Origin of the sequence: Nitratireductor sp. GISD-1A_MAKvit (assembly GCF_040819555.1) — a bacterium.
Classification (GTDB): Bacteria; Pseudomonadota; Alphaproteobacteria; order Rhizobiales; family Rhizobiaceae; genus Nitratireductor.
In genome coordinates this window covers 23,801-50,122 of the sequence record NZ_CP161919.1, presented here as the reverse complement: position 1 = coordinate 50,122, position 26,322 = coordinate 23,801, and the positions used below count along the sequence as shown (strand labels likewise).

Here is a 26,322-nt window from a genome sequence, read left to right as displayed (position 1 = left end):
CTGTATGAGAAATTCCCGGTTAACGCGATCTGAAATGCAGTTCATGAGCCAAACAGTTGCAACACGCAAACACGTTGTCAGAGCCCAGCACCGGCCTCGCCAGCCGTCCACCATTGATCAGCCGCTCACCATTGAAAGGTGTTGCCGATTGCCACGTGTGTTCGGTGAAGGGCTCGGAAGCCTATATCGAACTGCCCCTTGTGGGAGCTGCCGAAGACCTGCGCACGACCGTGGGAAAGTTCATCGCGATCGAGACCGGGAAGCGCGAACTCCTTGCGGTCGTGACGGAAGTTTCGCTGAAGGCAGAGCAATCACCCGCACGCGCACAACCACGGGCTGTTGCACGCATCGACCTCGTGGGAGAAATTTCGAAGGATGAACGTGGTGCCCTGCGTTTCCGCAGGGGTGTCAGCGCCTATCCCGCGATCAACGATCGCGCGCGCATCATCGAGAGCGAACAGCTGCGCCTTATATTTCGTGGACACAAAACCACCTTTGCCGAGATCGGGCGTCTGCACAACGACACCAGCGTTCCCGCTTACGTCGACGTGGAGAACCTCGTCACGAAGCACTTTGCCGTTCTGGGATCGACAGGCGTCGGTAAATCGAGCGGGCTTGCCATCATTCTGCGGCAGGTGATCGAAAAATGGCCGGAGCTTCGCATCCTCATTCTCGATCAGCACAACGAATATGGAAAGATCTTCGGAGACAGGGCCAGCCTTGTGGGCGCGAAGAACCTGCGCCTTCCATTCTGGCTCTTTAATTTCGAGGAACTCTCAGATGTCCTCTATGCCGGAAAGCCGCCGATCGCCGCAGAGCAGGACATCCTTTCCGAGTTGATCCCGATTGCCAAAACCCAGTATCTCAGCCGGAAGCAGCTCGCGGACCGTCCAAGCGCACTGCGCAGGCTGGAACCGCGGCAGACCGGCTTCACCGCCGACACGCCGGTCCCCTACCTCATGCCGGATCTGCTTGCCCTGATCGACGAGCGCATGGGAAAGCTGGAAAACCGCTCTTCGCGCATGACGCACCACCGGTTGATCGGTCGGATCGAAACACTCAAAAACGATCCCCGCTATGCGTTCATGTTCGCAAACGCGACGCTTGGCGGAGACCCGATGGTTTCCATCCTCACCGAGCTTTTCCGCCTGGATGAAAGCGGCAAACCGGCCACGGTGGTTCAGCTTGCCAGCCTGCCGATCGAGGTCGTTGATGCGGTCGTGTGTGTCATTTCCAGACTGGCTTTCGATTTCGGCATGTGGAGCGACGGCGCAATGCCGCTCCTGCTTGTCTGCGAGGAAGCGCACCGCTTTGCAGCGGCAGATCCAACGGCGGGTTTCGTGCCCAGCAAGAATGCCCTCGCCCGCATCGCAAAGGAAGGGCGCAAATACGGTGTCTATCTCGGTCTCGTAACCCAGCGCCCGGCCGAACTCGACTCCACGATCATATCGCAATGCAACACGCTGTTCGCCATGCGTATGGCCAATGAACGCGATCAGGCGCTGCTCAAGTCGGCTGTCTCCGACGCGACCGCCAACCTGGTGGAGTTCGTTCCTTCGCTGGGCACGGGGGAGGTCGTCGGATTTGGCGAGGGAATGCCGCTGCCTGTCCAGTTCGTTTTCAATCGGCTCTCGGAAGATCTGCTGCCGAGAAGCGAAGCCAATGTGATTCTGCCACTTGGGTCGAGCGCAACGTCGCGGCGAGAATTCGTCAATGCGGTCGTGGAACGCTGGCGCGGTTCCATCATAAGCCAGCCCGCCGAGCAACAGGCGGCCGTCCCTGGTCGTGAGCCCCGGATCGATACACCCAAGCCGCCCGAACCCGCAGAAGACAAGATTGCCAAAGCGCTGCGGGAAGCCAGACGCGAATATCTCGGTCGCTAACGCGATGAAGCCAGCTTTCCCACCCAGCGTCAGTCTCGAAGAGGTGCTGGAAAACGCTCCATTCGCCTTCCGGGTCGCAAACGAAGGAGGAGAGCGGCTTTACGCAAATCTGCGCGCCAGGCAAACCGACATGCACCGTGCAGACGAACCGGAGCCCGGCATGCACTTCACGGCCCGGATCGGCCCCCAGAACCTGCATGTCAGTGTGGGATCCGAGCCCGGTCCGGATGCCGGTCCCGGTGAGGAGATTTTCAGACTGGCGTTCTTCGACGAGCTGACCGGCCCTGCCCAATCGGGCACTTCTGACCCGCACGATCAGTGCTGAACTGAAGGAACATGCAGACGGCTCGGCAGCATTGTTCCTCATCAATCTCGATGGACTGGCGCGCGCAAACGACTATTACGGGGCAGCGTTCACCGACAGGCTGATCGTGGCCGTTTCGGAGCGTCTGTCATCCTGTGCGCGAAGCTCGGATATTCTGGGATACCTTTCAAACGGCGTGTTTTGCATCTTCATGGCGGAGCCCGGTGGACTGGATCTTTCCATCCACGCGACCGGCATGCTCGAGCGCATCAAGGAGCCGTTCATCATCGACGGGGTCGAGACCTTCACGTCCGCGTCCATCGGCATCGCACGCTATGCACAGGACGGAGCCGGTTTCGATGAGCTTCTCGTCTCCGCGGATCAGGCGGTGCGCGCTGCAAGATCGGAGTCGCGCGGGAGGGTGGCGTTCAAACCGGCCATGCCCCTCCTGAGCGGTACCGACAAGATGAGCATAGAACAGCGCCTGCGCACGGCGCTTCGGGACCAGAAACTGTGCTGCGTCTATCAGCCCAAGGTCGACATCCACACGGGCGGCGTGGTCGGCGTGGAAACGCTGCTGCGCTGGAGAGACGACGACGGACAGCACCGTATTCTCGGTGATTTCGTCGCGCTCGCAACCCAGGCCGGCATCATCGATGCTGTCTCCGAACATGTCGCCAATGAGGTGATGGAGTCTCTCCCCCTCATCGATACGGCGTTTTCCCCCGACGCCTCGATCAGCTTCAACATCACGGCGCAACAATCGGTCAACCCGGTTTTCATGCGCAAGCTGCTCGAACTTCTGACATCCTACAGGCGCCCGGAACGTTTCATCATCGAGATCACGGAGGAAGCCTTTCTGGATGGCGACCTCTTCAGCGCCAACATCCTGCCGATGTTGCGCGAGACAGGCGTGCGCATTTCAATCGACGATTTCGGTGTTGGCTACTCCTCCCTCTCCGCACTCGCCGCGATTGCGGCGGACGAGCTGAAAATCGATCGTTCATTCGTCCAGAATGTCGACCAGCGCCCGCGCAGCCAGAGTGTCCTCAAGGCAATCGAATCTCTTGGCAACGCTCTCGGAATGCGTCTGGTGATCGAGGGCGTGGAGACGAAGGCCGAGGTGGATTATATCAGAAACCACACCGGTATCCGGATAGCCCAGGGCTACTATTTCGCCAGGCCGCTCGCACTGGTGGAGCCTGCAGTCCCCACAGCCACGGCGCCCGTCAACCGGCACATTCGGCCCACACGCGTTCATGCTCCCACCCGGTTTTCAAACACCCGCTGAGACCGCTTGAGACTCCGGTTGCTATCGGTCGTAGAAGACATCGACCAGGCCGAGCGAAACGGTCGGCACATAAGTTACCAGCAGAAGCACGAGCACCAGCACCGCAATGAACGGCAGATTTGTCCTGGTTGTGCTCCAGACATCCGTCTTGGCGATGGAACAGGACGTCACCAGCACGCTTGCCACCGGCGGTGTCTGCTGCCCGAGCGCGATGTTGAGCGTCAGGAGAATGCCAAACTGCACGGGATCGATACCCAGTTGATGCACCAGCGGCATGAAGATCGGCACGGTCAGAATGATCGCCGCCGCCCCATGCAGGATCATGCCGAGAAACAGCAGGAACACATTGATGATCATCAACACGACCAGCTTGTTGGTCGTGACTGCCGAAATGCCCTGCGCCAGCCGCTGCGGCAGCTCGGTTTCGGTGAGATAGAGCCCGAGCACGGCAGAGGTCGCGACAAGCAGCATGACCACCGCCGTCTGCACCACCCCTTCCACCAGCGCGTGATAGAGCCGGCCGAGGTCGATCTCGCGATAGATGAACACGCCGATAAACAGGGCGGTGACAACGGCTAGACCCGCACCTTCGGTCGCCGTCACCACTCCCCCGAAGATGCCACCGAGAATGATCACCGGAAGCACCAGCGCCCAGGCAGCATCCTTCGTGGTTTCCCACAGGCGCGGCAGGCTGAAACCCGCTTCGCGCGGCAGATCGTAGCGAACGGCAAAATAATAAGAGAGCGCCATCAACAGAAAGCCGCCGATCACGCCCGGCACGATGCCCGCTACGAAAAGCTGCACGATGGACGTGTCCGACAGCGCGCCATAAAGGATCATCGGGATGGATGGCGGAATGATGATTGCCAGCGACGCGGAAGACGAGGTGAGCGCGGCGGCAAAGCGCGGGCTGTAGCCACGCTTTTTCATGGCAGGAATCAGGACAGACCCCGTCGCGGCTACATCGGCGACGGCGGAACCCGAAATTTCGGCAAAGAACATTGAGACGCCGACATTCACCATGGCAAGCCCGCCGCGGATGAAGCCGATGAGCGCGGATACGAAGGCGATGAGGCGTGTGGAGATGCCGCCCGTGTTCATCAAAGCCCCGGCGAGAATGAAGAGCGGGATGGCAATCAGCGGAAAGCTGGTCGCGCCATCGAAGATGGAAAGCGCGGCGTTCAGAAATCCGAGATGCCCGTTGAGAAGCCACAGCCCGGCCAGTGCGCTTGCCAGGATCGAAACGGCAATCGGCAGGCCGATCGCAATCATCGCAAACATGGAGAACAGGATCAGGGCTTCGGTCATCGTGACGTCTCCGCGCGAACGCGCGACAGCTCTTCCTGTGCGCGGGCGATTTCGTTTTCAATCTCGACCGCTTCGTGGTCGATGCCGGCCTGCGCCGCACCCAGCCGTTGCGGCAGGGTCAGAAACCTTCCCGCTAACATCAAGCCGGCACTGACCGGCAGGATCGACTGGACAAAACTGCGCGGCACGAAACGCAGCGTGGTCATGCTCTCATTGCCAAAGATTTCAAGGATGGCCCATCCTGCCCACAGCATCGCGGCGAAAACCGAAACGAAGATCGCCTCGCCAAGCCAGAAAAGCACCATTCTCACGACTGGTGGCGCGCCAAGCAGGAGACCGTTGAAGCCCAGATGCGCATTGCGCAGCGTTGCCAGTGCAGCGCCGGAAAAGGTGATCCAGGCAAGTAGCACCGCTGCCACTTCGTCATACCAGATGAGCGAATTGCCCGAATATCGGAAGGCAACCCCGAGCACCACCACGCAGGAAAGCGCCAGAAGCAGTGTCAGCGTCACCACCTGCAGAAAAAGATCGAGCCAATGGGCAAGCCGTGCCATGTCGAGAAATCCCAAGCCGGGCGGAAAACGATTTGGTGGATAGCGGGGTGGCACTTCAAGGAAAGCACCACCCCCGTGGCGTCAGGAACCGTCGGCCAGCGACAGTACCTGATCGATCATCGCCTGTCCGTTCTCGACTTCTTTGGCGAATTTCTCATAAAGCGGCTTGGAGGCTTCCACGAATGCGGCGCGGTCCGCCTTGTTGACCTTCATGCCGCTTTTCTCAAGCTGCTTCAAAAGATCGTCATCCTTGGAGGCGCCTGTTTCCCGCGCCCAGCCGGCCACTTCCTGTGCCGTTTCGGCCAGCACCGTCTGGATCTCGGGGTCCAGTTTTTCAAACGCCGCGATCCCCACCGTCGGGTAGGCGGGCGAATAGACATGGCCGGAAAGCGACAGATATTCCTGCACTTCGTTCAGCTTGCCGGCGGCAATGTTGGTCAGGGGATTTTCCTGCCCGTCGATCACGCCCGTCTGCAGAGCGACAAACACTTCCGAAAAACCCATCGGCGTCGGGTTGGCGCCGTATTCCTTGAACATGGCCACCCGCCAGGATGAATTCGGTGTACGGATTTTCAGCCCACTCAGGTCTTCCGGCGTGTTGATCGGGCGTTCATTGTTGGTGATCTGCCGGAAACCGTTTTCCCAGATTGCGAGCGGCCGATAGCCCTGCGCCTCGGCAGCCGGCACCAGCACGTCCTTGAACAGGGTCTCATCGATCTTCTTCAGATGCGCACGGTCGGCCACCAGGAACGGCAGGTCGAAGATCGCATACTCGGCAGCGATGTCGGGCATGGTGGAAGACGGCAGCGTCAGATGCATGGTCCCGAGCTTGATCTTCTGCAGCATGTCCTTGTCTTTGCCGAGCTGGGAGCTGTCGAAGACCTTGACCACAGCCTTGCCATCGAGCTTTTCGTTGACGCGCCGTGCAAACTCGCTGGCCGTCTGCTCCTGCAGTGACCCCGTTGCCGCGCTGATCCCGAAAATGATCTCTTCCTGCGCCTGCGCCGCGCCGGTGCCCATGGCAGGCAGCAGCGCCGCCATGCAGAATGCTATGTGCTTCAGTTTCATGGTATTCCTCCCTCTGGTTTCTTCCGCGAAGCCCTCCCCGGCTCCGCATTCACTGTTGCCGGTCCGCCTAGCCCTGAGCCTCCTGATAACCGCGAATGGCGGCCTCCTCCTCGACAGCGCGTGAAGCAATCCGGTCGCCGAGCCTGCGGCCAAGCGCCAGCGCGTTGAACGACGCGCCGGTATCCGCAATGCCCTTGCCGGCGATGTCATAGGCCGTGCCATGGGCCGGCGTGACAATGGGAAACGGGTAGCCGGCAATCAACGTGACGCCGCGATCGAAGCCGAGCAGCTTCATCGCGATCTGCCCCTGGTCATGATACATGGTCATCACCGCATCGAACTCTCCCCTGATCGCCCGCACGAAGACCGTGTCCGAAGGGATCGGCCCCGTGACGGCCATCTGTTCTTCCTGCGCGCGCTGTACAGCCGGAAGCAGGATGTCCTCATCCTCCCAGCCGAAATTTCGCCCGTCTCCCGCATGCGGGTTGAGCGCGGCCACGCCAATGCGCGGGCGCTTGATGCCTGCCCCCTCCATCACCTCTTTTGTGAGTTTCAGGCTTTCATAGATCCGCTCTGCAGACAGCGTGTCGGCCACATCACGCAGAGGAATATGCGACGTGACGCGTGCGTTCCACACCTCGTCGAGAACGTTGAACTCACGACCACTGCGTTCTGCCTCGATGGTGGCATCGATAAAGCCGATTTCATCCACATAGTCGGCCTTGGCAAGCCGCATTGCATGCTTGTTGAACGGCGTGAAGAAAACCGCCTTCGCAAGGCCCGCCTTGCCAACGCGCAGCGCTGTCGCGAAATTCTCCAGCGCGGCGCGGCCACCCTTTATGCTGGCCTCGCCAAGCGGCACATCGTCCGGATCGCAATTGGCCATGTCCACGAGGACCGTGCCACCGGGAAGCTCGCGTTCCAGCGCTTCGCGCGACACAATCGGCAGGTCCAGTGTAACGCCAGCCTGGCGCGCGCCCAGCGCAAGAACACGCTGATCCCCGATAACGATCAGGTCGTCGCGATTGGCTTCCCCATCGGCGAGAATGCGGGCCGAAAGCTCCGGGCTGATGCCCGCCGGATCTCCAATCGCAAAGGCGATGCGTGACTGCTGCATTGTGTATTCCTTATTTTGTATACAAAATATACAATTGAAAATTCGCACGTCAACGCATCTTTTTGTAAGATCGGCAAATCCGGTTGATTCAGGAGACCCCGTTTGGAACTCAGCAGCCCATTCCCACTGGAAAGCGTGGCAATCGAAAAGCAGACGCTGCACGACCAGGTCGCGAACCGGATTCGCGATCTCATCATCGAAGGTCATCTGGCGCCCGGTACACGCATTGACGAAACGACGCTGGTGGAACAACTCGGCGTTTCGCGCACCCCCTTCCGCGAGGCGCTGCGCACACTGGCGGCGGAGGGGCTGATCATCATTCGCCCGTCAAAGGGCAGCGTGGTGCGCAAGCTCACTGCCCAGGACGTGTTCTCCATGCTGGAGCTGCTCTCGCATCTGGAGAAACTGGCGGGACAGCTCGTCTGTGAACGCGCAAGCGACACAGACATCGAGGGACTTCTCAAGCTTCACGAAGACATGCTGGAGCGCTACCGCGAAGGCGACCGCCTGCCCTATTACAAGCTCAATCAGGAGTTCCACTCGCGCGTGTCCCGGCTGGCAGGCAATGAATCGCTGCGCGAGGTTCAGGCCAATATTCAGGCGCGCCTCAAGCGCATCCGCTTCCTGGGAAACAGCAAGCCGGATTACTGGGCTTCGGCAGTGGCCGAGCATGAGCAGATGGCCGCAGCTCTGAAAAAACGCGACGGCGAAACCCTGGGCCAGGTCATGGCGACACATCTGATGAACACATGGGATCGTGTGAAGGACAATATCTAGCGAACCGACGCTGACTTCAGTCAAACGTCTTGCGCCAGCCAAGCCCTTCATCTGTGCCCGCACGCGGCCTGTACTCGGCACCGAAAAACCCGCCATATCCCTCGTCAAGCATGGTCGGCAAAAGACGCTCGAAGCAGATCTCGCCCTCGTCCGGCTCGGCGCGCGAGGGCACTGCGGCGATCTGCACGTGCCCGATCAGCGCGCGATGCGCGATAAACCGGTTGAGCAGATCGCCCTGCATGATCTGCGTGTGGTAGCAGTCGAACATGATTTTCAGATTGGCCGCGCCCACGCGGGCGATGACATCCGCCGCCTGCTCGACACGGGACAGGAAATAGCCGGGAACGTCGCGGTGATTGATTGGCTCGATCAGAATGCCGATGCCCTGCGCTGCCGCCACCGAACAGGCGTATGCGAGGTTTTCGGCGTATGCATTTTCCGCTGCAGGGCTTTCAGCCACCCTGCCCCCCATCACATGCACCGCACCAGCACCCACGGCTGCGGCATAAGCCACCGCCTCGTCGATCGCGGCACGGGCCTCATGCTCACGCCCCGGCAATGCCGCAAGGCCGAAGTCTCCCTCACGCTCTCCCTTTCGGGTGTTGAGACCGAGCAGAGGCAGGCCTGTTTCCTCAAGTGCCGCACGCAATTCTGCAGCCGGAACGGCATAAGGCCAGTGGCACTCGACGGCATCGAAACCGGCCGCATGCGCCCGCCGGACCGCATCCGGCAGGGAAAGCTCCGTCCACAAAAACCCGAGATTGGCGGAAAAACGCAGCATCACGACCACTCCACATCGAATTTCGTCACCACCTGATCGATCTGCTCCGGTGTCAGAAGACGCGGCGAAAGTCCGCGCGTGAGAAGCGCGAGACGCGCCGTCTCTTCCAGTTCCTCGATCGCCTGGCCGGCTGCCCGCAGGTCCTTGCCCGCCACCACCGGGCCGTGATTGGCCAGCATCACCGCCGAGCGTTTGCCTGCCAGTCCGCGGATCGCCTCTCCAATGGCCACGTCCCCCGGGATGAAATAGGGAAGCAGCTTCACCTTGCCGAGCTGCATGATGGAATAGGCCGTGAGCGGCGGGAAAAGATTGTCCGGGTCGACATCGGGAAGAAGCGACCAGGCGACCGAATGCGTCGAATGCAGATGCACGATCGCACCGGCCCCTGGAACGCGTCTCGTAAAACGCCTCGTGCAGGGGCATTTCCTTTGTCGGCTTGTCGCCATCCACATGCCGCCCCGCCGCATCGAAGCGGCTCAGCCGGGCCGGATCGAGCGTGCCGAGCGTCGAGCCCGTCGGCGTCACCAGCAATCCGCCGTCACTCGTGCGGGCGGAAACATTGCCGGTGGCGCCATGCGTCAGCCCGCGCGAATGAAGCGAGGCGGCGAGGCTGCACATCTCCTCCCTGAGCCGGCTTTCTTCACTCATGTTGCCTCTCCCTTCAACACATCCAGCGCCTTGATGAAAAACGCATCGTCACCGAAATTGCCGGATTTGAGCGCCACCCAGACAGGACGGCCGGCGACCTTCAGCCCCGGCACGCCCGGCGCAATCTGCGGGCCAACCTCAAGCGCCGAGCAGTCCAGCGCCTCAACAACCGCACCCGACGTCTCGCCGCCCGCCACCACAAGCCGCTCATATCCACCGGCGACAAGCTGCACGGCGGCCGCAGCAAAAAAACCCTCGAGGGCTGAAGCGACCTCCTCCCGCCCGAACGCAGCCTGCGCCGCGCACACCACTTCGGGATCTGCCGAGGAATAGACGAGCGGCGCGGCGCCTGCGTCCTGCGCCCCGATCCACGCCACCACTGCTTGCGGCGTCATTGCACCGGAGAGAACGGCCTCAGGCTCGATTCTGAGGGCGGGATGAAGCTTTGAGTATTCGGCAATCTGCCGGCGCGTCTGCCCCGAGCACGACCCCGAAAGGATGGCAGCCCGTCCAGACGAACCCTGCCAGACCTGCCCGGTCTGCTTCAGCAGGCCGGCTTCCCTGAAATTCGCCGCCAGTCCCAGCCCCAGCCCCGACCCGCCAGTCACGAGCTTCATGCCACGCACGGCAGTGCCGATGCGATAGAGATCCTCGTCGCAGACCGTGTCGACGACAATGCGTGTCTTCGCCGCCGCCGCCTCGCGGCCGAACGCATCGGAAATGGACGCCGACCCCTCGCGCACCACCTGCGCGGAGACATGACCCACGGCGCCATCCGTCTGCGGCGCGAGCCAGCGGCGAATGTCTGCATCGCGCATCGGTGTGAGCGGATGATGTTCCATACCACTCTCGTTGAGCAGGCGGTCATTCACGAAGAGATGCCCCTGGTAGACCGTCCTCCCCGTCGCCGGAAAAGCCGGACAGACAACCGTCTGCTCCGCGCCGAGACGTTCCATCAGCGCATCGATCACCGGGCCGATATTGCCCTCCGGCGTCGAATCGAAGGTCGAACAATACTTGAAGTATATCTGCCGCGCGCCCTGCTCCAGAAGCCAGTCGACCGCCTCAAGCGACTGGTGAACCGCATCCGCCACCGGAACCGTGCGCGACTTGAGTGCCACCACCCCAGCCTCCACGGCAGGATCGGCGGCCCCACGTGGAACACCGCAATACTGGATCGTCTTCATGCCACTTCTGGCCAGCATGTTGGCAAGATCGGAGGAGCCGGTAAAATCGTCCCCAATACAGCCGAGCAACATTCGCACCTCCTCCTTCGCGCATGCAACAAGGCTTAATGCGATAACGTATCCATAAAAGTCAATGCAGTTGAACGAGAGAGGCGCTGCGCGGTATACGAATGCACAAGGCACGTCAATTTCTCACAAGCCTACGTTGCTTCTGCTTGTTTTTCCTAAGAGATTCCGGTGCTCGGGACTCCAGCCCAAAAGCTCCTGAAATTCGCTACGGACACGATTTTTTGTGTATACATTAATCAACAAGAAGCTAGAATAGGCGCGCAATCAAGTATCCGGAGTCGACATGAGCAACAAACAGAAAGCCCCTTCCCTGCGCTCACGCGCGTGGTTCGACAATGCGGGCAATCCGGATATGACAGCGCTTTATCTTGAGCGCTACCTGAATTTCGGCCTGTCGCAGGAAGAGCTGCAGTCGGGCAAGCCCATCATCGGGATCGCACAGACCGGCTCCGACCTTTCCCCCTGCAACCGGCACCACCTCGAACTGGCCAAGCGCCTGCGCGAGGGCATCCGTGAGGCCGGCGGCATTGCCATCGAGTTTCCCGTTCATCCGATCCAGGAAACCGGAAAGCGCCCGACAGCGTCTCTCGACCGCAATCTTGCCTATCTCAGCCTTGTCGAAGTGCTTTACGGCTATCCGCTTGATGGCGTCGTATTGACCATCGGCTGCGACAAGACCACGCCTGCGCTGCTCATGGCGGCTGCCACGGTCAACATTCCGGCCATCGCGCTTTCGGTCGGTCCCATGCTCAATGGCTGGTTCCGGGGCGAGCGTACGGGCTCGGGCACCGTGGTCTGGAAAGCACGCGAGATGATGGCTGCCGGCGAGATCGACTATGAAGGTTTCGTGCGGCTGGTCGCCTCCTCCGCCCCCTCCACCGGCTATTGCAACACGATGGGCACGGCCACCACCATGAACTCGCTGGCCGAGGCGCTCGGTATGCAGTTGCCCGGCTCCGCCGCCATCCCCGCACCCTATCGCGACCGGCAGGAAATGGCGTATCGCACCGGCCTTCGCATCGTCGACATGGTGCATGAGGACATCAAGCCAAGCGACGTGATGACCCGCGACGCCTTCATCAATGCAATCCGCGTCAACTCGGCCATCGGCGGCTCCACCAACGCCCCTATCCACCTGACGGCTGTCGCCCGCCATCTGGGCGTGGAACTGTCCATCGACGACTGGCAGACCCATGGCGAAAGCGTGCCTCTTCTGGTGAACCTCCAGCCTGCGGGCGAATATCTGGGTGAGGACTATTACCACGCCGGCGGGGTGCCGGCGGTGGTCAATCAGCTCATGTCGGCCGGGCTCATCAACGAGGATGTCCTGACGGTCAACGGCAGAACCATCGGCGATAACTGTCGCGATGCCGCCATCGCTGACGAGAAGGTGATCCGTCCCTTCGCCGACCCGCTCAAGGAGAATGCGGGCTTCCGTGTGCTGAAGGGCAATCTCTTCAATTCCGCCATCATGAAACTCTCGGTCATCTCCGACGAATTCCGGGACCGCTATCTCTCGAATCCCGAAGATCCCATGGCCTTTGAGGGCCGCGCCATCGTGTTCGACGGGCCGGAGGATTATCATGCACGGATCGACGATCCGGCGCTCGCCATCGATGAGAAGAGCATCCTTTTCATGCGCGGTGCGGGCCCCATCGGCTATCCGGGCGCGGCGGAAGTGGTGAACATGCGCGCACCGGACTACCTCATCAAGCGCGGCATTACCTCTCTGCCGTGCATCGGCGACGGTCGCCAGTCCGGCACATCGGGCTCACCGTCCATCCTCAATGCCTCGCCGGAAGCTGCCGCCAATGGGGGGCTTGCGATCCTCAAAACCGGCGACCGCGTGCGCATCGATCTGAACAAATGCACCGCAAACATCCTCGCGCCCGATGAAGATCTGAACCAGCGCCGCGCCGAACTGGAAAAAGCCGGGGGTTATGCATATCCCGCGCACCAGACGCCCTGGCAGGAGATCCAGCGTGGGATGGTTGCCCAGCTGGAAGCCGGCATGGTGCTGGAACCCGCCGTCAACTATCAGCGGCTCGCACAGGGCGGAAAGGACGGCACCATGCCGCCCGTCCCGCGCGACAATCACTAGGGCCAGGCCCTGAAGGGAGGAGGAACCCGCATGCGCATCCTGATTATCGGAGCCGCCGGCATGGTCGGTCGCCGGCTGGCCGAAAAGCTGCTCTCCGATGGCAAGCTCGGCAGCGAGCGTATCGAAACCATTCACGCATTCGATGTGGTCGAAGCTCCGCTCGCCCCGGCCAATGGCATTCAGATCGATGCGCAGGCCGGCGATATCGCGGATGCAAAAACCGTCGAGGCACTGATCGCGCAAAAGCCCGATGTCATCTTCCATCTGGCCGCCATCGTTTCCGGGGAGGCGGAGGTTGCGTTCGAGAAGGGCTACAGCATCAACATGGATGGCACGCGTCATCTTCTCGAAGCCATCCGGCTTCTCGGCGATGATGGCGGAGCCCCCTATCGGCCCCGCCTCGTCTTCACCTCGTCCATAGCGGTCTTCGGCGCGCCGTTTCCCGACAGGATCGACGACGAGTTCTTCCGTGCCCCGCTCACCAGCTATGGAACACAGAAGGCCATCGGCGAGCTTCTTCTGGCCGACTACACGCGAAAAGGCTTCATAGACGGGATCGGCATTCGGCTGCCCACCATCGTCGTGCGGCCCGGCAAGCCCAACAAGGCCGCGTCCGGCTTCTTCTCCGGCATTATCCGCGAGCCGCTCGCCGGGCAGGATGCCATCCTGCCTGTGTCGGATGATGTGCGCCACTGGGTGGCGAGCCCGGATGCTGCGGTGGGTTTTCTGCTGCATGCGGGCACCATGGACCTGGCGCAGCTCGGGGATCGTCGCTCCCTCACTATGCCCGGCCTGTCGGTCACCATCGCGGAGATGATAGAGGCCCTGCGGCGTGTTGCGGGCGACGATGTGGTGGCCCGCATCAGGCGCGAACACGACCCGCAGATCGCTGCAATCGTCGCCGGCTGGCCGCGCGATTTCCGAGCTGATCGTGCAGAGCAGGCCGGTTTCAAAGCCGACAGTGATTTCGAAGCCATCATCCGCGCGCACATTGCCGATGAAGAGAGGCGCAACGCGACGAGCTGAAGAACCGCATCATGAATGCCCAACCGCCGTTCTCGCTTGTGAAGAACCGTTGCACGTCATTTGAAGCGCTTGGACATGCCAGCAAATATCTGCCAACCATCGGATCTGTGGTGATCCTCAAAGTGACGGGCCAATCAGGGAGGGCACGCTGAGCAAGGGCGAGAAAACGAAAGCGGCAGCACGAAATCGGGCAAAAAGCGATGGGCCCACAACGATGTCCCGCCCGCGCCCCAGCCTTCAGGGCATTGCCAAAATGCCCGCGCGCGACCGTGCCTATCATGAGCTGAAGTTCCGCATTCTGGAAGGCCGGCTGCCGCCGGGCACAACGCTTCTCGAAACCGAAGTCGCAAGCCTTCTCTCGCTCAGCCGCACTCCCGTGCGGGAGGCGCTCATCCGGCTTGAGGAAGACGGGCTTGTGGATGTGCGCCCGCGCCATGGCATAACGGTGAAGGCGCTGTCTGTTGAAGAGATCGAACAGATCTATCAGGTCTTTTCGACACTCGAGGTCAAGGCGGCGCAACTGACGGCCCGGCGCGGCATCACCACGGCAGACCATGACCGCCTGGACGGCATCCTGACCCAGATGGAACGCGCCTCGAAACGCGGAGACATCGAGGCGTGGTCCGAACTCGACGACGAGTTCCACTCCGAACTTGTCGGCCTGTGTGGAAATCCGCGCCTGCAGGCCATGCTGCGCCAGCTCTGGGACCTGCAGTACCACGCGCGACGCGCGATCACAAAACTGCGCCCCCTGCCAATCGTTTCGGATCGCGAGCACCGCGCCATCCTCGCCGCCATCGCAGCCGGCAACGAGGAAGAGGCAACGCGCCTCCATCAGCAGCACCGCGACCGCGCGGACGAGCAACTCGTCTCGCTCCTGCGTCAGAAAACGACCTTCCCGACGAAAGCATGAAACCGGTCAATGCTTCATTGCCCGGTCGACGCTTCACTGCAACGACAGGATCCCCACCGGAAACTCCACAATGTATACATTGTGCTTTTGGAATGACTGTGCAATGAAGATGACAGGTGGAGAATGAGGAGGGGGCTTCAATGAACCATATCGATCTGGCCGGGCGGCGCGCCATCATCACCGGCGGAGCTCAGGGTATCGGGCTGGCCACGGCCGAGCGTTTCCTGGCGAGCGGCGCCGAGGTGATCCTCTGGGACATCAATGCCCAGCCCCTCGAAGAAGCATCCGAAAAGCTCGGTGCGAAGGCAAGCGGGCGTGTCGTTGAACTGACGGACGAACGCGCGGTAAACGACGCCGCGGGCGAGGCCGGCGCTATCGACATTCTCGTCAACAATGCCGGCATCACCGGCGGCAATGGCAAGACCTGGGAATTGACGCCGGATATCTGGCGCCGCACCGTCGAGGTCAATCTCGTCGCTCCCTATCTCACCTGCCGCGCACTCGTGCCGGGCATGATCGAGCGCGGCTATGGCCGCATCGTCAATATCGCATCAATAGCCGGGAAAGAAGGCAATCCCAACGCCTCGCACTACTCCGCCTCCAAGGCTGGTTTGATCGGGCTGACCAAGTCGCTCGGCAAGGAGCTCGCGAAAACCGGCGTCATCGTCAACTGCCTCACCCCGGCAGCAGCCCGCACGCCGATCTTCGATCAGATGAGCCAGGAGCATATCGACTACATGCTCTCCAAAATTCCGCTTGAACGTTTTCTCGAACCGGCCGAAGCCGCAGCAATGATCGCATGGCTGGCGTCAGAGGAATGCTCGTTCACCACCGGCGGTGTCTTCGACATCTCGGGCGGCCGGGCCGTCTATTGATTGTAAAAACACAGAGGAAAAGAACATGAAGCTGTTGCGTTACGGTCCGGCGGGTCAGGAAAAACCGGGCATGCTCGCCGCCGATGGCACCCTGCGCGATCTTTCCGGAGTGGTTGACGATATTGCCGGCGATGTCATTTCGCCGGCGGGCCTCGACAAGCTGCGCACCATCGATCCGCAGACCCTTCCTGCCGTCGACGGCAATCCGCGCCTTGGGCCCTGTGTGGCGGGCCTTCAGAAAATCGTGTGCATCGGCCTCAATTATTCCGACCATGCCGCCGAAACGGGCGCCGAACCGCCGGAAGAGCCCATCGTTTTCGCCAAGGCGCTGAATGCCCTTTGCGGTCCCAATGACGATGTCGAACTGCCGCGCGGTTCAAAGGCACTCGACTGGGAGGTCGAGCTTGCCGTCATCATCGGCTCGAAGACCAAATATGTCAGCGAGGCCGATGCCATGGATCATGTCGCGGGCTTCGCCATCATGAACGACGTCTCCGAGCGCGACTTTCAGACAAAGCGCTCGGGCCAGTGGACCAAGGGCAAGAGCCACGACACGTTCGGCCCGCTCGGCCCCTGGCTCGTCACCCGCGATGAAGTGGCCGACCCGCACAATCTGGACATGTGGCTCGATGTGAATGGCGAGCGGCGCCAGACCGGCAACACCAACACGCTGATCTTCAACGTGCCACATGTGGTTTCCTATCTCTCGCAGTTCATGACGCTCATGCCCGGTGACGTGATTTCCACCGGCACACCGCCCGGCGTCGGCATGGGCATGAAGCCGCCGCAATACCTCAAGGCTGGCGATGTCATGACGCTCTCCATCGCCGGACTTGGCGAACAGCGCCAGACCGTCGTTCAGGCCTGAACCAAAAAACGGAGCCCGCCATGAGCATCAGGAACGTCACCGTCATCGGCACCGGCATCATGGGTGCCCCGATGGCACGAAACATTGCCAGGGCGGGCTTCAATCTTACTGTCTGGAACCGCACTCGCGCCAAGGCGGAGGCCCTTTCAGATGTCGCGACCGTCGCCGACGATCCTCGCTCGGCGGTCGCCAGCGCCGATGCCATCGTGACCATGGTCGACAATTCGCCCATCGTCACCCAAATCTATTTCGGCGAAAACGGCGTTGTGGAAGCCGCACCGAAGGGCGCACTTTTCATCGACATGTCGTCAATCCAGCCAGCGGTCGCGCGCGACCATGCCGCAGCACTTTCGAAATCCGGGCACCGGCATCTCGATGCGCCGGTCTCAGGTGGCGAAAAAGGTGCGATCGAGGCAACGCTCGCCATCATGGCCGGTGGCGAAGCCCCGGATTTTGCAGAGGCCCAAACGCTTCTCTCAGCCATGGGACGCGCGACCCATGTCGGCGTTCATGGCGCGGGTCAGGTCGCCAAGCTCGCCAATCAGGTGATCGTCGCCGTCACCATCGGTGCGGTGTCGGAGGCGATGCTTCTGGCGCAGGAGGGTGGCTGCAACCCCGCCGCGCTGCGCGATGCGCTGATGGGTGGATTTGCCACCTCCCGCATTCTGGAGTTGCATGGCGAACGCATGGTCGAGCGCAATTTCGTGCCGGGCGGCCCGCTCGAATTGCAGCTCAAGGATCTGGAAAATGCACTTGAGGTTGCCCGCGACGCCGGGCTCTCGCTTCCCTTGACGGAAAAAACGCGCGATGCGTTTCACACCCTCGCCCACGAAATGAAGATGGGGCGCCACGATCACGCCGCCTACCTTCTCTGGCTCGAGGCAATCAATCCGGGCAAGCGGCTGGGCACCGGCGAAACCAGCGCCCCACCGCTCAAGGCATAGCGATCAGGCGCTGCGCGCCGTCGAAGCGGGCTTCTCGGATACCGGGAAGATCACGTCATACGCCCAGTTGAACACGAAAGCGTAGACCAGGTAGAAGACCGCAAAAGACGCGTTGACAAACAATGCATCCACCACCGGCACATCGAGAAATAGCGCCGTGGTGGGCATGAGGGCCACCAGAAGCCCGCCTTCAAACAAAAGCGCGTGGACGACGCGAACGGGCACGGATTTGCGAACGCTGCCGGTTAGCCTTCGCATCGCGTGATCGAAGCCGAGATTATAAATGTAGTTCCACAGCGTGGCGATCGTGGCGCTCACGATGGCAACGACGCCCATGTCGAACATGGGCTTTCCGAACAACCAGGAAGCGGCTGGTGTGACAATCAAAAGCGCGATCAGCTCAAAGCTGATGGCATGACGAATACGATCTGCAGCGGTGCGCATTCTGCTCCCCGTCTGTTTCTCGGGCCGTCCCGACATGATTCCCGGAATGGGGGAGGTCGTCCTCGCTTTCGGTCGCAATATAGGTGTGCTGTGTTCTGTCGCAAGGGGGGAGCGAATTCCTGCGACTACTCCTCCTCGACCGAATCCCCCGGAAGCGTGACGCCTGGAAAAACCTTGATCACCGCACTGTCATCCCACTGGCCATAACCGGCCGCGCTTGCGGAGGCGAACATGGTGTAGGCCGTCGAGGCGAGCGGCAGGGGAAATTTCAGCGCGCGTCCCGTATCCGTCACAAGCCCGAGGTCCTTCACGAAAATATCGACCATGGATCGTGGTGTGTAGTCTCCATCCACCACGTGCCGCATGCGGTTTTCAAACATCCATGAATTGCCCGCCGCACTGGTCACGACCTCATACATGGTGTCGAGCGGGATGCCGGCCCCGTGCGGCCAGCGCCATGGCTTCGGCGCCTGCGGCGATATGCACGCCCGCAAGAAGCTGGTGGATGACCTTCACCGCCGCCCCGTCGCCAATCCGGTCTGAAATGCGAAAGACACGTTCCGCCACCGCATCCAGCACCGGAGCAAGCCGCTGGAACGCCTCCTCTGGCCCTGCCGCCATCACGGTCATCGCGCCCTCGCGCGCCTTGTCCGGTCCGCCCGAAACCGGCGCGTCGAGCATGATGTGCCCCGCCTGCTTCAGTTCCAGGCCAAATCGCCGTGCATCGTCCACTGACACGGTAGAGGAGATCATCACCGGCGTCCCGGCCGGCAGTTTGCCGGCAATCCCTGCCTCTCCGAAGAGGACGCTTTCCACCTGCTCCGCGTTGACAGTGAGGATCACCACAGCCTCGGCGCGGCAGGCAAAATCCAGCCCCTGCGGCCCCGTCTCTCTTGCGCCGGCATACTGAAGCTCCGCGCGGGCTTCACAGCGGGGGTCCACGCCGAAAACCTCGTGCCCGGCACGCACGAGCGACAATGCCGCCCCCATGCCCATCGACCCGAGGCCAATCACCATCACCCGCATCGCATGCTCCTGGAAATGAAAATTCTCATTCCTTCACCGCGCCCGTCATGGACGAGACGTAGTAATCGACGAAGAAAGAATAGAGGATGACGACCGGCAGCGAGCCAAGCAGCGCACCCGACATCAGCGCGCCCCACTCATAGATATCGCCACGCACCAGCTCCGTCAGCACACCGACAGGCACTGTCTTGTTTTCCGACGAGGAGATGAAGGTCAGCGCATAGATGAACTCGTTCCAGGACAGGGTGAACGCGAAGATGCCGGCCGAGATGAGACCGGGCACCGCCAGCGGCAGGATAACCTTGGTGAGGATCTGCCAGCGCGTCGCGCCATCCACCAGCGCGCTTTCCTCCAGTTCGAAGGGGATGCTGCGGAAATAGCCCATCAGAAGCCAGGTGCAGAACGGGATCAGAAAGGTCGGGTAGGTCAGGATCAGCGCGAGGCGTGAATCGAAGATCCCCACCTTGAACACGATGAACGCAAGCGGAATGAACAGGATGGAAGGCGGCACCAGATAGGCGAGAAAGATCATCAGCCCCGTCACCCGCGCCCCGGTGAACCGTACCCGCTCGATGGCATAGGCGGCAAAGACAGATGCTGCGAGCGAGATGAAGGTCGAGGCGAACGACACCAGCATCGTGTTCCACAGCCAGCCCGGATAAGACGTCTCGAACAGCAGGAATTTCACATGTTCGAGCGTCGGCTCGATCACCCAGAAGGGGCTGTAATTCTTGTAGTCGGTGAGTTGGTAATCCGGTTTGATGGCGGTGATCGCCATCCAGTAAAACGGAAAAAGCAACACGAAAACGAACACCGCGAGCGGCAGATAGACCGTCACGATCCGCCGCGGCAGCGTGTTGAACTGTTCCATGCCTTCGGAATCGTCGTGAAGGCCGGCCTGTTTTGTGTTCTGGGTAATCTCGCTCATGGCCGTCCTCCTCAGTCGCCGCCGCCCTGCTGCCATTTGCGGCGCTGCAATCCGAAGAAGGAGAACAGGATCGCCGCCAGCAGGAACGGGATCATCGCCACGGCAATCGCCGCGCCCTCGCCCAGTTGCCCGCCGGGAATGGCGCGCTGGAAGGAAAGCGTTGCCATGAGATGCGTGGCGTTGACCGGCCCGCCGCGCGTCAGCACATAGATGAGCTGAAAGTCGGTGAAGGTGAACAGCACCGAAAACGTCATCACCACGGCGATAATCGGCGTCAGAAGCGGCAGCGTGATCTTGGTGAAACGCTGCCACGAGGTCGCGCCGTCCAAGGCCGCCGCCTCATTGAGCGATTGCGGGATGGTCTGCAGGCCGGCCAGCAGCGAAATCGCCACAAACGGGATGCCACGCCAGACATTGGCTGCAATCACCGATGCCCGCGCCGTGTTCGGATCGCCAAGAAAATTGATCGGCTCGCTGATGACACCGAGGTTTATCAGCACGTAGGAAATGATCGAAAACTGGGAATCGTAAATCCACCAGAAGGCCAGCGCCGAAAGCACGGTCGGCACCACCCAGGGCAGAAGGATGATGGCGCGAAAAAACGTCTTGAACGGCAAATGCTGGTTCAGGATCAGCGCGAGCCAGAGCCCCAGCGCGAATTTAAGGATTGAAGCCACCACGGTGTAAAGCATGGTGTTGAAGACCGAGAGCCAGAAGACCGGATCGTCGAACAGCCAGATATAGTTTTCGAGCCCGACGAAAATGCCCTCGCGTCCGATCCGCGCATCGGTGAAGCCGAGCCATACACCCAGCCCCAGCGGATAGGTGAGAAAACACAGAAGAAACACCGCCGCCGGCAGCATGAACAGAAGCCCGAGCCCGTTGCGGCTTTCCAGAAACCATCCGAGGATCGAAGTTGAACGCGCGGGCCTGGCCTGCATGGGTCATCCTGCCTTTCTTGATACTGACCTGCATGAAGAAGCAGCGCCGGCGATTGGCCGGCGCTGCCTGTCCATCAGCGGTAGTAGCGCGCGATACGCCGCTCCGCGTTGGCAATGGCCTCTTCGGGCGTGCGTTGTCCGGTCACCGCTTCGGCAAACATGTCGACGAGAACATAGTCGGCCATCACACCCGCCGATGCCGGTCCGAGCGGGCCGGCATAACCGTTGGGCCGCAGCGATGCCGAAGCTTTGGCATAGGGCGCGTGCACCGGGTTCGAGGTCCACACCGGGTTGCTCTCGAATGCCTTCAGAGCCTGACAGCAATAGGCGCTCGCACCCTCCAGCCAGGCATTCATGCGGTCGGCCTGATACATGAAGGCGAGATAGGCCCTTGGCCGCCTGGGGATATTTGCAGTGGTTGAAGATCGAGAGCGTCGAGGTCTGGTGCAGTTCCACCGATTTGCCCACCGGCCCGACCGGCAGATTGGTGGTGCGGATGTCCTCGGCGATTTCCTTTAAGGCCTCATCCTTGGCGGCCGCATAGTAGAGCGAAACGCCGTTGGCCGTCAGCGACACCTCGCCGGCGAGGAAGGCGCGGTTGTTGTTGATGTCGAGCCAGCTTTCCGTTCCGGGAATGAAGGTCTCGTAAAGAGCCTTGGCGTATTCGATGGCTGCCCTGGTTTCGGGGCTGTTGATTGCCACCTCGCCGTTTTCATCCACCGTCATGCCGCCATGGCTCCACAGAAGCCAGTGCGCGTAGTTGTTGCCGTCACCGACGGCCTTGCCGTGCGGGAAACCGGCTGGCGTGCCATTGGCCTTCATCGCTTTGCACAGTTCCAGGAAACCGTCCGTATCCTGCGGAAATTCGCTGAAACCCGCCGCCTTCATGTGGCTGTCGCGATAGCAGACCGCATTGCCGATGGCGCAGAGGGGAATGGCGATGAACTTGTCGCCCTGCCGGGCATAGCCCTCAAGGCCGTCATACCAGCCGCCATGCTCCTCGCCGAGCGCATTGGCGAGATCCGTCACATCCACCAACTTGTCGGGATACTGGAACGGGTCGTCGAACCAGCTCATCACCATGTCGGGGCCCGATCCGACATTGGCCGCCACCGCCGCTTTCGGGCGCACGTCCTCCCAGCTTTCCTGGTCGATCCGCACCTCCACGCCCGTCGCCTCTGTGAAAGCGGCGGTGTTGGCGTTCCAGGCCTCCTCTTCGCCTGTCACGAAAGGCACCCAGCGCAGAAGGCGCAATGTCGCCCCTTCTTCCGGTTTGAACATCGATGCCGATGCCTGCGCCAGCGCATGTCTGGTTCCCAGCGTTCCCGCCAAAAGGCCACCGGCGGCAAGTCCCGCCGTGCCTGAAAGAAATCTCCTGCGATTGATCGTCATTGCACGTCTCCTCCTCAAATTTGCGAGCATCCTCCCGATGCCGCAAAGCGGTTGACTGCCGCATTAACGCCGGACGCCGAAACGTCCCGTCCTGACGCCGCCCTCCCCGGCCGCGCCAATCCGATCATGCCGAGAGTCTTTGTCCTCCCTGCGCATCGAAAAGATGGATTGCCTCCGGATCGATGGAGACCTTGAGCTCCTCTCCCGGTCCGGCCTTGATGCGTTCACGAAAGACGCAGGTCATTTCATTGCCATCGAGCTCGGCCACGACATGGGTTTCAGACCCCGTCGGCTCCACCACCTTCACACGCAGGGCGACATCGCCGCGCAGGTGGATCGCTTCGGGCCGGATTCCGCAGATGAGCTTCTGACCGGGCTTTGCCGTTCCGGCATTGGCAACCGCAATGCGTTGCCCCTGCCCGGTCACGAACATGCCGGGCTCACCCTCGGCCAGCATGCCCGGTGTCATGTTCATGGCGGGCGACCCGATAAAGCCCGCAACGAAGAGATTGGCCGGCCGATCATAGAGTTCGAGCGGCTCGCCCACCTGCTCGACAATGCCGTCATGCATGACGACGATCTTGTCGGCCATGGTCATCGCCTCGATCTGGTCATGGGTCACATAGACTGTCGTGGTCTTCAGCCGCTGGTGCAGGTTCTTGATTTCCGAGCGCATGGAAACGCGCAGTTTGGCATCCAGATTCGACAGTGGCTCGTCAAAGAGGAACACCTGCGGATTGCGCACGATAGCCCGCCCCATGGCGACACGCTGACGCTGACCGCCGGAAAGCTGGCGCGGATAGCGGTCGAGCAGATGCGTCAGACCAAGGATCTCCGCCGCCGGACGAACCTTCGCCTCGATGTCCGACTTGGACGCCCCTTTGAGCATGAGCGAGAACCCCATGTTCTCGGCCACGGTAATGTGCGGATAAAGCGCATAGTTCTGGAACACCATGGCGATGTCCCGTTCCTTGGGCGGAAGCGCGTTGACCACCCGGTCGCCGATCACGATGTCTCCGGAGGTGATGTGCTCCAGCCCCGCGAGCATGCGCAGCAGGGTCGACTTTCCACAGCCGGACGGTCCGACCAGAACGACGAACTGCCCTTCCTCGATATCCACCGAAACGCCATGCAGCACTTCCACCTGGCCAAACGCCTTGCGGACATCGCGAAACTTAACCGTGGCCATTAAGGCTCCTCCCTCCTTAATGTATTCATTAATGCATAGTGGCTGCATTCTTCCTCAAGCGCAACCGCCAAATTGGGACATAAGAGCCAGGTCGGAGACAACGGAGCGAACACAATAACGTATGCACAGATGCAGATCTTCTCATTCGGGAGCAAAGCCCACGGTTCCTGGAGCCATGGGACCTCAGCGGTCGGCTCTGGCAGGCGCTCAGCCGCTAAAGGAGGCCGCCAATCCGTCGGCGTCCTCGAGCAGACGCTCCCGATTCAGGAGGCCGGCATCTTCAAGCTTCTCGAAGTCGGGAAGGTCACGCAGCGTGTCGAACCCGAAGTGGGCGAGGAAGGCGGACGTGGTCACATAGGTATAGGGCGCACCCGGCTGCGGACTGCGCGGCCCGGAGGCGATGAAGTCGGCCCGGCGCAGCTTGCCGATCACGTCACGCGAAATCTCACGGGCAAAAAAACGCGACAGCTCGCCGCGCGTGATTGGCTGGAAATATCCGATCGCCATCAGCACCAGCGCTTCGCTTTCGCTGAGGCTGACCGCCTTTTCCGCGATACCAAATGCAGTGCGGATTGCATCCGCCATGGCCGGGCGGGTTCTGTGATGCCAGCCACCGGCGAGCTTCACCAGCTCATAGGGTCGGCTGACAAGCTCCGCACGGATGTCTTCGATCAGCAGATCGAGATTGCAGTCGCGACCAATCACCTGCGCAAGCGTCTGGCGCGTCACCGGTTCGGGGGCCGCAAAGATCACCGCCTCCACCCGCGCCATCCATTCACGCCAGCGCAGGTGAGGCGGAAGGTGTTCAAGCTCACGGTCGAACAGGGGGGCGGCTTCCTTTGCCCTGTTGTTGTGCCGACCGGATTGAACGCTCATGCCGTCAAACCTCGCAAGTGTCCCAAACGGTCCCCTCTCTGCCGTGCGCACATGGTATCGCACCGAGCCGGAAACACGACCCTTACCGCCACGCCCGGAGCGGTTCGAATCACGCTTCAACAATGGGCAAGCCGAACGGGTCTTTCAACGCAGGTGCAGCCGCTGACATGCGCCATCGACAGCTTTTCCCCGCTGTCCGACCCGCCACGGGAATTCCCGGAAACAGCATGAGGGAAAACAGTTCGATTTCGGATCATCAAATATTGCGACGCGACGTCCAAAGTGATTATGCAGCCTCGTGCAATTGACCATAAACGCCTCGGGCGTGACACACCCATTCCTCCGAATCCCGGATTGCCCGAAGCTGGTTTAAATTCGACAACCGCAGCAACAGGCCACTCCTCCAGATAGCAATCGACTGATCCATGAACCCACCTCGCGAACATTGGACCTCAAGAATGGGGTTCGTTCTGGCTGCCGCCGGATCGGCCGTTGGCCTTGGCAATGTCTGGCGTTTTCCCTACGTCACCGGAGAGAATGGCGGCGGCGCCTTCCTGCTGATCTATCTCGGCATCGTCTTTACGATCGGCGTTTCAGTGCTTGTGGCAGAGCTGATCATCGGTCGCTCGACTCAGCTTGATCCCGCAGGCGCTTTCAGGAAACTCGCTGGCGGAGCCTGGCCCCTGGCCGGCTATATGAGCATTTTCACTGCCTTCATAATCCTCTCTTTCTACTGTGTCATCGCCGGCTGGACACTGGCTTACACGGTCAAGTCTTTGACCGGATCTGTCCTGAATCCGGATACGGAGCAGGCTGGCAGCCTTTTCAACGCTTTCATCACCGATCCGTTTGAGCCGGTGCTTTACACCGCCCTCTTCCTATCCATCACCGTCTTCGTCGCACTTGGCGGCATTGCAAACGGCATCGAACGCGCAGCGCGCGTGCTCATGCCGGCGCTCTTTGCAATCCTCCTGGTGCTTGCCGCGCGCTCGATCACGCTCGATGGCGCAGCTGAAGGCATCACATTCTTCCTTGAGCCCGACTTCTCAAAAGTCACCTGGGCCACGTTTCTTGCCGCTCTCGGTCAGGCGTTCTTCTCCCTGTCGCTCGGCATGGGAGCGATGATCACCTATGGCTCCTACATGAACAGGCATGACGACATTGCGGGCTCCGCGTTGACCGTCACGCTGCTTGATGCCCTGGTGGCCTTCCTGGCCGGTCTCGTCATTCTGCCGGCGGTTTTCGCTTTCGGCGCCACCCCTTCGGCGGGACCGGGTCTGACCTTCATCACCCTCCCCTCCATCTTTGCGCAGATGCCCTTCGGCCATGTCTTTTCGGCCCTTTTCTTCGCTCTTCTGGCCATCGCTGCGCTCACCAGTTCGGTTGCTCTCCTTGAAGTTGTTATCGCCTATTTCGTGGATGAGAACGGTGCGAACCGGAAGAAGGTCGCCACCATCGCCGGCGCGGCCGTTTTTGTCCTGGCCGTGCCTGCCTCACTCAGTCTCGGCGTGATGTCCGGCTTCACCATCGGGGGAAACGTCCTGTTCGACGCCATGGACTACGTGACCAACAACATCACGCTGCCGCTCGGCGGCCTCCTCGTCGCTCTGCTGCTGGGCTGGGTTCTTCGGCATAAAGGCGAGGAAGAGTTTCTCGACGGCTCCACTTTGGCCCCTGCCCTTCTCGGTGCCTGGCGGTTTGTCATCCGCTATGCCGCTCCCGTCGCGATAACGCTGATCCTCATAAACGGCGTGGGCATCTTGTAGAGAAACTTGCGCCTGAAAACCGGTGCTTTCGCAACGGGTTGGGCTT

Annotated in this window: 22 protein-coding genes and 3 pseudogenes; 11 read left to right on the top strand and 14 right to left on the bottom strand. The window is 61.1% G+C overall.

Features of this window, described 5'->3' with window-relative positions:
- Positions 1 to 74 precede the first annotated feature (74 nt).
- Genes AB2N04_RS00255 through AB2N04_RS00245 form a run of 3 tightly spaced genes read left to right on the top strand, consistent with a single transcriptional unit; the run spans position 75 to position 3,478 of the window.
- On the top strand, positions 75 to 1,883 hold the full coding sequence (locus tag AB2N04_RS00255; protein WP_367714377.1) for an ATP-binding protein: 1,809 nt from the start codon (positions 75 to 77) through the stop codon (positions 1,881 to 1,883).
- 4 nt (positions 1,884 to 1,887) lie between these two features.
- Positions 1,888 to 2,208: a hypothetical protein gene (locus tag AB2N04_RS00250; protein WP_367714376.1), complete on the top strand. Its 321-nt coding sequence runs from the start codon at positions 1,888 to 1,890 to the stop codon at positions 2,206 to 2,208.
- Positions 2,168 to 3,478, top strand: a complete 1,311-nt coding sequence (locus AB2N04_RS00245; protein ID WP_367714445.1) for an EAL domain-containing protein — start codon at positions 2,168 to 2,170, stop codon at positions 3,476 to 3,478. The genes AB2N04_RS00250 and AB2N04_RS00245 overlap by 41 nt, the downstream gene beginning before the upstream one ends.
- 21 nt (positions 3,479 to 3,499) lie before the next feature.
- Here AB2N04_RS00245 and AB2N04_RS00240 read toward each other — a convergent pair whose 3' ends face one another.
- The 4 genes from AB2N04_RS00240 to AB2N04_RS00225 all read right to left on the bottom strand — a co-directional run bounded on the left by AB2N04_RS00240 (position 3,500) and on the right by AB2N04_RS00225 (position 7,525).
- Positions 3,500 to 4,786: a TRAP transporter large permease gene (locus tag AB2N04_RS00240; RefSeq protein ID WP_367714375.1), complete on the bottom strand. Its 1,287-nt coding sequence runs from the start codon at positions 4,784 to 4,786 to the stop codon at positions 3,500 to 3,502.
- Complete coding sequence (locus AB2N04_RS00235) at positions 4,783 to 5,340, bottom strand: TRAP transporter small permease (RefSeq protein ID WP_367714374.1); 558 nt, start codon at positions 5,338 to 5,340, stop codon at positions 4,783 to 4,785. Before AB2N04_RS00235 ends, AB2N04_RS00240 begins: the two co-directional genes overlap by 4 nt.
- 81 nt (positions 5,341 to 5,421) lie before the next feature.
- A complete protein-coding gene (locus tag AB2N04_RS00230; RefSeq protein WP_367714373.1) occupies positions 5,422 to 6,408 on the bottom strand; it encodes a TRAP transporter substrate-binding protein in 987 nt (328 codons plus the stop codon).
- Positions 6,409 to 6,475: 67 nt separating this feature from the next.
- The gene (locus tag AB2N04_RS00225; protein WP_367714372.1) at positions 6,476 to 7,525 is read right to left on the bottom strand and encodes a 4-hydroxythreonine-4-phosphate dehydrogenase PdxA; all 1,050 of its coding nucleotides are present in this window, start codon (positions 7,523 to 7,525) and stop codon (positions 6,476 to 6,478) included.
- 102 nt (positions 7,526 to 7,627) lie between these two features.
- Here AB2N04_RS00225 and AB2N04_RS00220 point away from each other — a divergent pair, with 102 nt between their 5' ends.
- On the top strand, positions 7,628 to 8,302 hold the full coding sequence (locus AB2N04_RS00220; RefSeq protein WP_367714371.1) for a GntR family transcriptional regulator: 675 nt from the start codon (positions 7,628 to 7,630) through the stop codon (positions 8,300 to 8,302).
- A gap of 16 nt (positions 8,303 to 8,318) precedes the next feature.
- On the opposite strand, the gene AB2N04_RS00215 is transcribed toward AB2N04_RS00220, so the two are convergent.
- The 3 genes and pseudogenes from AB2N04_RS00215 to otnK all read right to left on the bottom strand — a co-directional run bounded on the left by AB2N04_RS00215 (position 8,319) and on the right by otnK (position 10,990).
- Positions 8,319 to 9,083: a hydroxypyruvate isomerase family protein gene (locus tag AB2N04_RS00215; RefSeq protein WP_367714370.1), complete on the bottom strand. Its 765-nt coding sequence runs from the start codon at positions 9,081 to 9,083 to the stop codon at positions 8,319 to 8,321.
- Positions 9,083 to 9,731: pseudogene (locus AB2N04_RS00210) on the bottom strand (aldolase). Before AB2N04_RS00210 ends, AB2N04_RS00215 begins: the two are co-directional and overlap by 1 nt.
- Positions 9,728 to 10,990, bottom strand: a complete 1,263-nt coding sequence (otnK, locus tag AB2N04_RS00205; protein ID WP_367714369.1) for a 3-oxo-tetronate kinase — start codon at positions 10,988 to 10,990, stop codon at positions 9,728 to 9,730. The pseudogene AB2N04_RS00210 and the gene otnK overlap by 4 nt, the downstream one beginning before the upstream one ends.
- A gap of 280 nt (positions 10,991 to 11,270) precedes the next feature.
- Between otnK and AB2N04_RS00200 the strand changes: the two genes are divergently transcribed.
- The 6 genes from AB2N04_RS00200 (at position 11,271) to AB2N04_RS00175 (ending at position 17,714) form a co-directional block, all read left to right on the top strand.
- Complete coding sequence (locus AB2N04_RS00200; protein WP_367714368.1) at positions 11,271 to 13,088, top strand: IlvD/Edd family dehydratase; 1,818 nt, start codon at positions 11,271 to 11,273, stop codon at positions 13,086 to 13,088.
- A gap of 30 nt (positions 13,089 to 13,118) precedes the next feature.
- A complete protein-coding gene (gene denD / locus AB2N04_RS00195; RefSeq protein WP_367714367.1) occupies positions 13,119 to 14,114 on the top strand; it encodes a D-erythronate dehydrogenase in 996 nt (331 codons plus the stop codon).
- Between the two features lie 214 nt (positions 14,115 to 14,328).
- On the top strand, positions 14,329 to 15,027 hold the full coding sequence (locus tag AB2N04_RS00190) for a GntR family transcriptional regulator (protein WP_367714366.1): 699 nt from the start codon (positions 14,329 to 14,331) through the stop codon (positions 15,025 to 15,027).
- 140 nt (positions 15,028 to 15,167) lie between these two features.
- Positions 15,168 to 15,902, top strand: coding sequence for an SDR family NAD(P)-dependent oxidoreductase (locus tag AB2N04_RS00185; RefSeq protein ID WP_367714365.1), 735 nt, complete (start codon positions 15,168 to 15,170; stop codon positions 15,900 to 15,902).
- A gap of 25 nt (positions 15,903 to 15,927) precedes the next feature.
- The gene (locus AB2N04_RS00180) at positions 15,928 to 16,770 is read left to right on the top strand and encodes a fumarylacetoacetate hydrolase family protein (RefSeq protein ID WP_367714364.1); all 843 of its coding nucleotides are present in this window, start codon (positions 15,928 to 15,930) and stop codon (positions 16,768 to 16,770) included.
- Positions 16,771 to 16,790: 20 nt separating this feature from the next.
- Entirely contained in the window at positions 16,791 to 17,714 is a 924-nt protein-coding gene (locus tag AB2N04_RS00175) for an NAD(P)-dependent oxidoreductase (protein ID WP_367714363.1), read from the top strand.
- Positions 17,715 to 17,717: 3 nt separating this feature from the next.
- Here the strand turns inward: AB2N04_RS00175 and AB2N04_RS00170 are convergent, their stop codons facing one another.
- The 7 genes and pseudogenes from AB2N04_RS00170 to AB2N04_RS00140 all read right to left on the bottom strand — a co-directional run bounded on the left by AB2N04_RS00170 (position 17,718) and on the right by AB2N04_RS00140 (position 24,510).
- A complete protein-coding gene (locus AB2N04_RS00170) occupies positions 17,718 to 18,158 on the bottom strand; it encodes a PACE efflux transporter (protein WP_367714362.1) in 441 nt (146 codons plus the stop codon).
- A 125-nt stretch (positions 18,159 to 18,283) separates the two neighbouring features.
- Positions 18,284 to 19,184: pseudogene (gene ltnD / locus AB2N04_RS00165) on the bottom strand (L-threonate dehydrogenase).
- A 25-nt stretch (positions 19,185 to 19,209) separates the two neighbouring features.
- Positions 19,210 to 20,112: a carbohydrate ABC transporter permease gene (locus tag AB2N04_RS00160; protein WP_336071218.1), complete on the bottom strand. Its 903-nt coding sequence runs from the start codon at positions 20,110 to 20,112 to the stop codon at positions 19,210 to 19,212.
- 11 nt (positions 20,113 to 20,123) lie between these two features.
- Positions 20,124 to 21,053 (bottom strand): carbohydrate ABC transporter permease, encoded by a 930-nt coding sequence (locus tag AB2N04_RS00155; protein WP_367714361.1) that lies wholly within the window; start codon positions 21,051 to 21,053, stop codon positions 20,124 to 20,126.
- 74 nt (positions 21,054 to 21,127) lie between these two features.
- A pseudogene (locus AB2N04_RS00150) lies at positions 21,128 to 22,445 on the bottom strand (ABC transporter substrate-binding protein).
- Positions 22,446 to 22,569: 124 nt separating this feature from the next.
- Positions 22,570 to 23,634 (bottom strand): ABC transporter ATP-binding protein, encoded by a 1,065-nt coding sequence (locus AB2N04_RS00145; protein ID WP_367714360.1) that lies wholly within the window; start codon positions 23,632 to 23,634, stop codon positions 22,570 to 22,572.
- A 207-nt stretch (positions 23,635 to 23,841) separates the two neighbouring features.
- Positions 23,842 to 24,510: an SMC-Scp complex subunit ScpB gene (locus AB2N04_RS00140; RefSeq protein ID WP_367714359.1), complete on the bottom strand. Its 669-nt coding sequence runs from the start codon at positions 24,508 to 24,510 to the stop codon at positions 23,842 to 23,844.
- Between the two features lie 458 nt (positions 24,511 to 24,968).
- Here AB2N04_RS00140 and AB2N04_RS00135 point away from each other — a divergent pair, with 458 nt between their 5' ends.
- Positions 24,969 to 26,276 (top strand): sodium-dependent transporter, encoded by a 1,308-nt coding sequence (locus tag AB2N04_RS00135; protein WP_367714358.1) that lies wholly within the window; start codon positions 24,969 to 24,971, stop codon positions 26,274 to 26,276.
- Positions 26,277 to 26,322 lie beyond the last annotated feature (46 nt).

Excerpts from the sequence above, each read along its gene's own strand:
- AB2N04_RS00250 (WP_367714376.1), top strand. The coding sequence starts at position 1,888 with ATGAAGCCAGCTTTCCCACCCAGCGTCAGTCTCGAAGAGGTGCTGGAA.
- AB2N04_RS00240 (WP_367714375.1), bottom strand. The coding sequence starts at position 4,786 with ATGACCGAAGCCCTGATCCTGTTCTCCATGTTTGCGATGATTGCGATC.
- AB2N04_RS00235 (WP_367714374.1), bottom strand. The coding sequence starts at position 5,340 with ATGGCACGGCTTGCCCATTGGCTCGATCTTTTTCTGCAGGTGGTGACG.
- AB2N04_RS00230 (WP_367714373.1), bottom strand. The coding sequence starts at position 6,408 with ATGAAACTGAAGCACATAGCATTCTGCATGGCGGCGCTGCTGCCTGCC.
- AB2N04_RS00225 (WP_367714372.1), bottom strand. The coding sequence starts at position 7,525 with ATGCAGCAGTCACGCATCGCCTTTGCGATTGGAGATCCGGCGGGCATC.
- AB2N04_RS00215 (WP_367714370.1), bottom strand. The coding sequence starts at position 9,083 with ATGCTGCGTTTTTCCGCCAATCTCGGGTTTTTGTGGACGGAGCTTTCC.
- otnK (WP_367714369.1), bottom strand. The coding sequence starts at position 10,990 with ATGTTGCTCGGCTGTATTGGGGACGATTTTACCGGCTCCTCCGATCTT.
- AB2N04_RS00200 (WP_367714368.1), top strand. The coding sequence starts at position 11,271 with ATGAGCAACAAACAGAAAGCCCCTTCCCTGCGCTCACGCGCGTGGTTC.
- denD (WP_367714367.1), top strand. The coding sequence starts at position 13,119 with ATGCGCATCCTGATTATCGGAGCCGCCGGCATGGTCGGTCGCCGGCTG.
- AB2N04_RS00190 (WP_367714366.1), top strand. The coding sequence starts at position 14,329 with ATGTCCCGCCCGCGCCCCAGCCTTCAGGGCATTGCCAAAATGCCCGCG.
- AB2N04_RS00185 (WP_367714365.1), top strand. The coding sequence starts at position 15,168 with ATGAACCATATCGATCTGGCCGGGCGGCGCGCCATCATCACCGGCGGA.
- AB2N04_RS00180 (WP_367714364.1), top strand. The coding sequence starts at position 15,928 with ATGAAGCTGTTGCGTTACGGTCCGGCGGGTCAGGAAAAACCGGGCATG.
- AB2N04_RS00175 (WP_367714363.1), top strand. The coding sequence starts at position 16,791 with ATGAGCATCAGGAACGTCACCGTCATCGGCACCGGCATCATGGGTGCC.
- AB2N04_RS00170 (WP_367714362.1), bottom strand. The coding sequence starts at position 18,158 with ATGCGCACCGCTGCAGATCGTATTCGTCATGCCATCAGCTTTGAGCTG.
- AB2N04_RS00160 (WP_336071218.1), bottom strand. The coding sequence starts at position 20,112 with ATGAGCGAGATTACCCAGAACACAAAACAGGCCGGCCTTCACGACGAT.
- AB2N04_RS00155 (WP_367714361.1), bottom strand. The coding sequence starts at position 21,053 with ATGCAGGCCAGGCCCGCGCGTTCAACTTCGATCCTCGGATGGTTTCTG.
- AB2N04_RS00145 (WP_367714360.1), bottom strand. The coding sequence starts at position 23,634 with ATGGCCACGGTTAAGTTTCGCGATGTCCGCAAGGCGTTTGGCCAGGTG.
- AB2N04_RS00140 (WP_367714359.1), bottom strand. The coding sequence starts at position 24,510 with ATGAGCGTTCAATCCGGTCGGCACAACAACAGGGCAAAGGAAGCCGCC.
- AB2N04_RS00135 (WP_367714358.1), top strand. The coding sequence starts at position 24,969 with ATGGGGTTCGTTCTGGCTGCCGCCGGATCGGCCGTTGGCCTTGGCAAT.